Annotated in this window: 6 protein-coding genes; 4 read left to right on the forward strand and 2 right to left on the reverse strand. The window is 61.8% G+C overall.

The window, feature by feature from the left end:
- The first annotated feature begins 29 nt into the window (after positions 1-29).
- Positions 30-3,506, forward strand: coding sequence for a NahK/ErcS family hybrid sensor histidine kinase/response regulator (locus tag ACIPZB_RS20405; RefSeq protein WP_400642344.1), 3,477 nt, complete (start codon positions 30-32; stop codon positions 3,504-3,506).
- Here ACIPZB_RS20405 and rmuC read toward each other — a convergent pair.
- On the reverse strand, positions 3,478-4,851 hold the full coding sequence (gene rmuC / locus ACIPZB_RS20410) for a DNA recombination protein RmuC (RefSeq protein WP_400642352.1): 1,374 nt from the start codon (positions 4,849-4,851) through the stop codon (positions 3,478-3,480). The two genes, ACIPZB_RS20405 and rmuC, sit on opposite strands and share 29 nt — an antisense overlap.
- 277 nt (positions 4,852-5,128) lie before the next feature.
- Positions 5,129-5,548, reverse strand: coding sequence for a tetratricopeptide repeat protein (locus tag ACIPZB_RS20415; protein WP_400642345.1), 420 nt, complete (start codon positions 5,546-5,548; stop codon positions 5,129-5,131).
- Positions 5,549-6,502: 954 nt separating this feature from the next.
- On the opposite strand from ACIPZB_RS20415, the gene ACIPZB_RS20420 reads away from it, so the two are divergent.
- The 3 genes from ACIPZB_RS20420 to ACIPZB_RS20430 all read left to right on the forward strand — a co-directional run bounded on the left by ACIPZB_RS20420 (position 6,503) and on the right by ACIPZB_RS20430 (position 8,885).
- Positions 6,503-6,727 carry a hypothetical protein gene (locus tag ACIPZB_RS20420; protein ID WP_103449531.1) on the forward strand — a complete coding sequence of 75 codons (225 nt, stop codon included), beginning with the start codon at positions 6,503-6,505 and terminating at the stop codon, positions 6,725-6,727.
- 248 nt (positions 6,728-6,975) lie between these two features.
- Positions 6,976-7,458 carry a hypothetical protein gene (locus tag ACIPZB_RS20425; protein ID WP_400642346.1) on the forward strand — a complete coding sequence of 161 codons (483 nt, stop codon included), beginning with the start codon at positions 6,976-6,978 and terminating at the stop codon, positions 7,456-7,458.
- Positions 7,459-7,604: 146 nt separating this feature from the next.
- A complete protein-coding gene (locus ACIPZB_RS20430) occupies positions 7,605-8,885 on the forward strand; it encodes an OmpP1/FadL family transporter (RefSeq protein WP_400642347.1) in 1,281 nt (426 codons plus the stop codon).
- The last annotated feature ends 235 nt before the right edge of the window (positions 8,886-9,120 follow it).

The raw sequence follows: 9,120 nt of genomic DNA on the forward strand, positions 1-9,120 counted from the left end.
GCGTTACCTTTTTTTGCTCCGGAGTTTTCATGTCGTTGTCCAGCGGGCTGATCGCCGTGGTCGCCCTGGCCTATATGGCCATCATGTTCGCCATCGCCTTCTACGGCGACCGCCGCAGCACACCGTTGCCGCCGCGGCTGCGTGCCTGGGTGTATAGCCTGTCGTTGGCGGTGTACTGCACCAGCTGGACCTTCTTCGGCGCGGTCGGCCAGGCCGCCGAACAGTTGTGGGCGTTCCTGCCAATCTACCTCGGGCCGATCCTGCTGCTGATCTTCGCGCCCTGGGTGCTGCAGAAGATGGTGCTGATCAGCAAGCAGCAGAACATCACCTCCATCGCCGACTTCATCGCCGCGCGCTACGGCAAGTCCCAGACATTAGCCGTGGTGGTGGCGCTGATCTGCCTGGTCGGCGTGCTGCCGTACATCGCCTTGCAGCTCAAGGGCATCGTGCTTGGCGTCAACCTGCTGATCGGCGCCAATGCCGATGCCACCGGCACCCGCGTGCAGGACACCGCGCTGGTGGTGTCGCTGGTGCTGGCGCTGTTCGCCATCGTCTTCGGCACACGCAGCCTGGACGTGACCGAACACCACCGGGGCATGGTCCTGGCGATTGCTTTCGAATCGATGATCAAGTTGCTGGCCTTCCTCGCCGTCGGCGTGTTCGTGGTGTTCAACCTGTACGACGGCTTCGACGATCTGCTGACCCAGGCACGCCAGTCGGTGCAGCTCGACAGCTACTGGCATGAAACCATCAACTGGCCGTCGATGGTGGTGCAGACGGCCGTGGCGATGATGGCAATCATCTGCCTGCCACGGCAGTTCCACGTGACCGTGGTGGAGAACATCGAACCGCAGGACATGCGCCTGGCGCGCTGGGTATTCCCGATGTACCTGGCGCTGGCCGCGCTGTTCGTGGTGCCCATTGCCCTGGCCGGCCAGATGCTGCTGCCCGGCACGGTGATATCCGACTCCTTCGTGATCAGCCTGCCGTTGGCCGAGGCACATCCGAGCCTGGCGCTGCTGGCCTTCATCGGTGGCGCCTCGGCCGCCACCGGCATGGTCATCGTCGAGGCCGTGGCGCTGTCGACCATGGTCTCCAACGACATGCTGCTGCCATGGCTGCTGCGCCGCAACAATGCCGAACGGCCGTTCGAGGCCTTCCGCCACTGGATGCTGTCGGTACGCCGGGTGACCATCGTGGCCATCCTGTTGCTGGCCTACGTCAGCTATCGCCTGCTCGGCTCCACCGCAAGCCTCGCGACCATCGGCCAGATCGCCTTTGCCGCCGTGACCCAGCTCACCCCCGCCATGCTCGGCGCGCTGTACTGGAAGCAGGCCAACCGCCGCGGCGTGTTCGCAGGCCTGGCGGCGGGCATTTTCCTGTGGTTCTACACCCTGGTGCTGCCCATCACCGCCCACAGCCTGGGCTGGTCGCTGGAGCTGTTCCCCGGCCTTGCATGGCTGCACGGCAACCCACTGAATCTTCCCATCACACCGCTCACCCAAGGTGTGGTGCTTTCGCTGGCCGGCAACTTCACCCTGTTCGTCTGGGTCTCGATGCTGTCACGCACCCGCGTGTCGGAGCACTGGCAGGCCGGGCGCTTCATTGGCCAGCAGACCAGTGCCCGGCCCAACAGCAAGCCGCTGCTGGCGGTTCAGATAGACGACCTGCTGACATTGGCCTCGCGCTTCGTCGGTGAAGAGCGCGCGCGGCAGAGCTTCATCCGCTTCGCCTACCGCCAGGGCAAAGGCTTCAACCCCAACCAGAATGCCGACGGCGACTGGATCGAACACACCGAACGGCTGCTCGCTGGCGTACTCGGCACCTCCTCGACCCGCGCCGTGGTCAAGGCGGCCATCGAAGGCCGCGACATGCAGCTCGAAGACGTGGTGCGCATCGCCGACGAAGCCAGCGAGGTGCTGCAGTTCAACCGCGCGCTGCTGCAAGGGGCCATCGAAAACATCAACCAGGGCATCAGCGTGGTCGACCAGAACCTGCACCTGGTGGCCTGGAATCGCCGTTACCTGGAGCTGTTCAACTACCCCGACGGGCTGATCAGCGTCGGCCGGCCAATCGCCGACATCATCCGCTACAACGCCGAGCGCGGTCTGTGCGGCCCGGGCGAGGCGCAAGTGCATGTGGCGCGGCGCCTGCACTGGATGCGCCAGGGCCGTGCGCACTCCTCCGAGCGGCTGTTCCCCAACGGCCGGGTGATCGAGTTGATCGGCAACCCGATGCCCGGTGGCGGCTTCGTCATGAGTTTCACCGACATCACCCCGTTCCGCGAGGCCGAGCAGGCATTGCGCGATTCCAACGAGGGGCTGGAGCAGCGCGTGGCCGAACGGACTCACGAGCTGTCGCAACTGAACCAGGCACTGTCGGAGGCCAAGAGCCAGGCCGAAGCGGTCAGCAAGTCGAAAACCCGCTTCCTGGCGGCAGTCAGCCACGACCTGATGCAACCGCTCAACGCCGCGCGGCTGTTCTCCGCCGCCCTGTCGCAACAGGCCGAAGGCCTGAACGAGGAAGCCCAGCAACTGGTCCAGCACATGGACAGTTCGCTGCGCTCGGCCGAAGAGCTGATCAGCGACCTGCTGGATATTTCGCGCCTGGAGAACGGCAAGATCACCCCGGACGCCAAGCCGTTCGCCCTCAACGAGCTGTTTGACACCCTCGGCGCCGAGTTCAAGCTGCTGGCCGCCGAGAAGGGCCTGGAGTTCCGCCTGCACGGCAGCCGCTTGCGCGTCGACAGCGACATGAAACTGCTGCGCCGGGTGCTGCAGAACTTCCTGACCAATGCCCTGCGTTACGGCAAGAGCCCGCTCCTGCTGGGTGTTCGCCGTCAGGGCGAGCACTTGTGGCTGGAAGTCTGGGACCGTGGCCCAGGCATCGCCGACGACAAGCTGCAAGTGATATTCCAGGAGTTCAAGCGCCTGGACAGCCACCAGACCCGCGCCGAAAAAGGCCTGGGGCTGGGGCTGGCGATCGCCGATGGCTTGTGCCGGGTGTTGGGCCACCCCCTCGAGGTGCGCTCCTGGCCGGGCAAGGGCACGGTGTTCCGCGTCAAGGTGCCGATCGCTCGCCAGCCAGCGGCAGCGCCAAGCGCGCCGCTGGAACAGGCCAGCCAGCCGCTGGCCGGTCTGCAGGTGCTGTGCATCGACAACGAAGACAGCATCCTGATCGGCATGAACAGCCTGCTCAGCCGCTGGGGCTGCCAGGTGTGGACGGCGCGCAATCGCACCGAGTGCGAAGCACTGCTGGAGAAGGGTATGCGCCCGCACCTGGCGCTGGTGGACTACCACCTGGATGACGGTGAAACCGGCACCGGGCTGATGGGCTGGCTACGGGCTCGCCTGGGCGAGCCCGTGCCGGGCGTGGTGATCAGTGCCGATGGCAGCAAGGAAACCCTGGCCACGGTGCATGCCGCAGGCCTGGATTACCTGGCCAAGCCGGTCAAGCCGGCGGCCCTGCGCGCCCTGCTCAATCGCCATCTGAGCCTGGTGCAGTAAGCGCAGCGTCCGCCATCGCCTCATCGGACAACGCCCGCTCCAGCAGCTCGGCCGGCAGGCTCTTGCTGGCCCGGGCGCCCAGCAGCTTGAGCTGTTCGCTGCGGCTGACCAGGTTGCCGCGCCCCTCGCACAATTTGTTACGCGCTGCGGCATAGGCCTTGTCGACCTGCTGCAAGCGCGTACCCAGTTCGTCCAGGTCCTGGATGAACAACACGAACTTGTCATACAGCCAACCGGCGCGCTCGGCGATCTCGCGCGCGTTCTGGCCCTGACGCTCCTGCTTCCACAAGCTGTCGATCACCCGCAGGGTGGCGAGCAAGGTGGTCGGACTGACGATCACAATCTGCCGGTCGAAGGCTTCCTGGAACAGGTTGGGCTCGGCTTGCAGGGCCGCCGAGAACGCCGCCTCGATGGGCACGAACAGCAATACGAAATCCAGGCTGTGCAAGCCTTCGAGGCGGTTGTAGTCCTTGCTGGACAAGCCTTTGACATGGTTGCGCAGCGACTGTACGTGCTGTTTCAGCGCGTTCTCATCGTTGCTGCTGACGTACTGCTGGTAGGCGGTCAGGCTGACCTTGGCATCGACCACCACCTGCTTGTCGCCGGGCAGCATGATCAACACGTCAGGTTGGTAGCGCTCGCCCTCGGCGCTCTTGAGGCTGACCTGGGTCTGGTATTCGCGGCCCTTTTCCAGGCCGGCGTGCTCCAGCACCCGTTCGAGGATCAGTTCGCCCCAGTTGCCCTGGGTCTTCTGGCCCTTGAGCGCCTGGGTGAGGTTGGTGGCTTCGTCGGACAAGCGCAGGTTGAGCTGCTGCAGGCGCTCCAGCTCCTTGCCCAGCGAGAAGCGCTCACGGGCCTCCTGCTGGTAGCTCTCCTCGACGCGCTTTTCGAAGGCCTGGATGCGCTCCTTGAGCGGGTCAAGCAACTGACCCAGGTGTTGTTGGCTGGTCTGGGCGAAGCGCTGCTCGCGCTCGTCGAAGATTTTCGTGGCCAGGTCGGCGAACTGCGCGCGCAGGGTGTCGCGTGCTTCCTGCAGGTCTTCCAGACGCTGCTGGTGGCTGTCCTGCTGCTCGCGCAGCTCGGCCTCAAGGCGCGCAGTCTGGGCTTCCAGGCGACGCAGCTCGGCTTCACGGTTGGCCCGTTCCAGATGCCAGGCGTGGGCGGCGTCGCGGGCATTGTCGCGGTCGATCTGCAGCAGCTCCAGTTCGCGCCCCTGGGCGGCCAGCTGGGTCTGCTTGACGGTGTTGGCTTCGCTGAGGTCGCTGACTTCGTCGCGGCTGGCCTCCAGTTGCGCCTGCAAGCCCGCCTGGGTCAGCTGGGCGGCATTGAGGCGCTCTTCGAGCAAGGCCTGCTCGCCTTGCCGGGCACCCTGGCGACGCTGCACATGCATGACCCAACCCAGGCACGGCAAGGCGCCGGCCACCAAGCCCAGCAGAATGCTGGTCAGATCCACTGTCATGCTTACCCCGATCGATCTGTTGCAAATTGAGTGCAGCTTATCAGCCTGTTTGATCTGGCGCCTGTACCGGCCCTATCGCGGGCAAGCCCGCTCCTACAAGGATCGTGTTGTACCTGTAGGAGCGGGCTTGCCCGCGATAGGGCCGGTACAGGCGCCGCAAGACTCAAGCTTGGGCCAACTGCCTCAATAACCGCCGCGCTTCCTGCGACCCCTGCCCCGCCGCCAGTTCCAACCAGTAGCGCGCCAGCTCCGGCTCACTGGCCTGGCACAGCCGCGCGTACTCCAGTTGCGCCAGGCGATCCCCTGCCCGCGCCGCCTGGCGCAGCAGGTCATGTCCGATACGTCGGTCACGGGCGTTGCCACAATCGCGGCACAGCATCTGCCCCAGGCGGCTCTGAGCCTCCACCACCCCCTGGCGCGCCGGTTGCTTGAGTAGGCGCCCGGCCAGGTGCTTGACCTGTTGCTTATCGCCCAGACGCGGGCTGTCGAGCAGCCAAAGGGCTACTTTCAGCGAAAAACGCTTGGGGGCAGGCGCAGACGACGAAATGACAGGACTGGCGAGATGTTTACCGCGAAACTTCATGAGCAACAGAGAAGGCAACTCGAAAGGCGCGCCACTCTACCCTTTTTTTTACGGCATGACCTGTCGATTTCCGGAGGATTGAAAAAAAATTTCTCTGATCTTTTCTTGACGGTTTCAAACGGGTGACTCAGCAGTCGGCAGATGCCTGATGATTGTCCGACAGTTCGATGATTTGCTGGCACGCCCGTTCTAGAGCAAGCGCTCGGGACAATCCACAGTTCCTGTGGATAACTCGGTGGACAACCCCCTAAAGTACCCTGCAAACCCCCATGAAATGGGGCTTACAGTCAAACTGACGATTTTTTCACCAGCAAAAATTAGTGTTTTTTTTCATTGACTTAAGGTGCCAGTCAAGGCATTGGCGAGCGGATTCGGGGCTGTTGCCACGCTGTTACACACCGCGCCTCGAATGTGCACAAGTGCACCGAAAACCTGCATTCGGATGCACGAAATCAGCGCATCCTCGCGATTGGCAGCCCATTACCCCTCTTCCCACAACGCTAAAGAAACGCCATACTGCGCGGCTCGCCTGAAGAAACGTGACAACGCTTGCAAAGCCTGCAGCGTTCCGGTAAGGTGCGCCTCGTTAGTACCAAGCTGAAAGTCAATTCTGGCCAGAAGCGTCCTTGCAGACCTGCTCCCCCCAAGAGCTTCACTGCTGACACCAGGACCGGCCCTTTCGATGATTCACTCGCCAGCCTCGCGCTGTTCAAGCACGAATCACGTCACAGATTGATCAGGATTCAATTCCGGATGGCCTAGAACCTTGGCCCCGGGATATTGCCTGCCCTCTGAAGTACCTACCAGTCAGCCCAAGCGCCCACTTTTGATTGCGCTCTCTCTGGCTGCCCTGTTCCAGTCAGGTTCGTTCGTCCCTTAATAAAGGCGTCACTGGAACGTTTCTATCATGCACGGATCATATCCCCCGTGTTTAAAGCAGGAACCTCCAACAATATGCAAACTCATCATCAGATTCAGGCTGCCATTGGCACCCTCTCCCAGGCCTTCTCGCCGTTGAAGTGCCTTATCACTGCCCCACGCAAGGGCAATTTCAGTTTCACCCTGGTAGACGAACACGGCGTCGCCTGCCACACCGAACGCCTGTACCCCGAACAGTACAACCGCTCGGAACCTCTGCAGGCTGTGATCGCCCGGACCCGCCAGTCGCTCACCGCGTGAGCGGCGAATGCGCGGACATTCAGCCGCTGAATGCCACTGCAGGCAAGCTGCCTGATCGTTCTTGGCCTAATTGCCACAGGGCATATGGCACTCGACGTCAGGCAGCAATCGATTTAAAAACAGCTCTTTACACCACGCTTATCACACTACACTTCAACTCGAGCGGCTCTATCCGCTTCCGGCGGGCCTGATCATTCACCAGCTGCCAAGCTCCAGCGCCCGTCGGCCCTTTACTGCTCGAGGGCATCATGGGTATCGCGGCGAATGAATTGTGTCAGTATGTGATCCGACCAACCCTGGTCTACCTGAATCGTCATTGCGCCAGTGCCGAAGCCCTGCTTCTGGGTATCGCCGCCAGCCAGTCGGCGCTTGGCTCTGCCTTGCAGGACCGCCGTGGCCACGGCCTCTACCGCATCGGCGAAAGCCGGCACCAGGCGGTGTGGGACGACTTCCTCGCCCGTGATCCGGAACTGGCCAGCCTGGTACGCGGCCTGGCGAGCCAGCACGCGTTTCTCGGCGGCCCGCACCTAGAACTGACGGTCAACTTGCGCTATTCCACCGCCATCGCCTGGATGCTCATCGAAGCCCAGTCCACCCCGCTGCCTGCCCCTGACGATCTGTTAGGCCAGGCGCGTATCTGGCGTCAGATTTTTCACCCGCAAGGTCGCCTGCGCGACTTCACCCAAGCCTGGCAGTTGTGCATTGCTCAGAAATTGCCAGAGGTATCTTGAGAACTGTCCTACAGTATTGCCGGAAAAAAAGGAATTTTGGTCGGATTGTCCTACAAAACCGCTCTATCTCCTGTGATTCAGGCTATAGCGCAGCGCGTGATTTGTTGGTAGCTTTTCGCCCCGGAGATCCCAAGGAGTTTCTAATAATGAAAAAAGTAATGCTCAAAACCTCCCTCGGCGTAGCCGTTGCTCTCGCTTCCAGCCAACTGTTCGCTGCCGGTTTTGCCCTCAACGAACAGAGCGTCAGTGGCATGGGGACAGGTTTCGCGGGTCGTTCTTCCGCTGCCGATGATGCCAGCACCGTATATGGCAACCCTGCCGGCATGTCTCGCTTGAAGCGCGAACAAGTCACGGTAGGTGGCGCAGCCGTAATCGCTAAAACTGACATTTCGGGCCGTGGTAGCAACTTCGGGGGGGAAACCGATGGCGACATGGTGCCGACTGTTGGTGTGCCGATGGGCTTCTACGTCAAGCCGATCGACGACCATTGGAGTGTAGGTTTCGGCGTTTATGTGCCATACGGCCTGATTACCGATTACGGCAGCGATGACGCAGCACGCTACTGGGGCAAGAAGAGCAAGGTCGAGGTCATCACCTTCCAGCCAACCGTCAGCTATGCCTTCAATGACAAGGTATCGATCGGTTTCGGCCCGACCATCAACCGTATCAAGGGCGAGCTGGGCTCGAACCTGGCCAGCAAGGCGTTCCTGGGCCCCAACGGTCCTGATGGCGAAGTCAAGATCAAGGGCGACGACACTGCTGTCGGTTACAACATCGGTGTGCTCGTTCAAGCCACCGACCGTACCCGCCTCGGTCTGACTTATCATTCGATGGTCGACTACGAGCTTGAAGGCGATACCCGCGTTTCGTACCCGATTCCACGTCTGGGTCTGAGCGGCAAATTTGACGCCAGCTTGAAAATCAAGACGCCAGAGTCGGTGGACTTCTCGGTCACCCATGAACTCGATGACAACTGGACGCTGTACGCGGGTAGCACCTGGACTCGCTGGAGCCGTCTGGAAAACATCACTGTCGAGAACGATGCACCTGCGAATTATCCGCTGCGGACCATCACCGAAGAGCAGAACTGGCATGACACCTGGGCTCACGCCATTGGTGCGGCCTACAAGGTGAACAAGGAGTGGACCCTGCGCGCAGGCTTCTCCGTTGACCAGTCGCCTACCAACAACCACGATCGCTCGCCGCGCATTCCTACCGGCGATCGAAAAGCGGTCAGCTTTGGTGCTGGTTGGAGCCCGAACGATGACATGACCATTGATGTTGCCTATTCCTACCTGTGGGAAGAAGACACCAAGGTCAACAACCTGCCGGACTCGGCGACGGAAGCGGCCTTGAAGGGCAGCTACCAGGCCAAGTACGAGAACAGTGCACACGGTATCGGTGCTTCGCTCACCTACCGTTTCTGATTCGTACCTGCTTCATGAAAAACCGCCCTCGTGGCGGTTTTTTCATGCCTGTCCCTCTCTGGGTCAAGGCATTGATATCGTTCGTAGTTGATCAGCAACCCTGGCTTTGGCTTTGGCTTTTAAGTGCACGGTAGATCAGACACCGCAAATTGCGACGTCAGGAGGCCGAGCGGAGGTCTTGCGGAGGGAGGCGACGGGCATGGATGCCCGTCGAGCGCTGGGCCCCAGGATGGGG

Origin of the sequence: Pseudomonas sp. NPDC089396, assembly GCF_044749545.1 — a bacterium.
In the GTDB taxonomy this organism is placed as follows: Bacteria; Pseudomonadota; Gammaproteobacteria; order Pseudomonadales; family Pseudomonadaceae; genus Aquipseudomonas.

Excerpts from the sequence above, each read along its gene's own strand:
- ACIPZB_RS20405 (WP_400642344.1), top strand. The coding sequence starts at position 30 with ATGTCGTTGTCCAGCGGGCTGATCGCCGTGGTCGCCCTGGCCTATATG.
- ACIPZB_RS20415 (WP_400642345.1), bottom strand. The coding sequence starts at position 5,548 with ATGAAGTTTCGCGGTAAACATCTCGCCAGTCCTGTCATTTCGTCGTCT.
- ACIPZB_RS20420 (WP_103449531.1), top strand. The coding sequence starts at position 6,503 with ATGCAAACTCATCATCAGATTCAGGCTGCCATTGGCACCCTCTCCCAG.
- ACIPZB_RS20425 (WP_400642346.1), top strand. The coding sequence starts at position 6,976 with ATGGGTATCGCGGCGAATGAATTGTGTCAGTATGTGATCCGACCAACC.
- ACIPZB_RS20430 (WP_400642347.1), top strand. The coding sequence starts at position 7,605 with ATGAAAAAAGTAATGCTCAAAACCTCCCTCGGCGTAGCCGTTGCTCTC.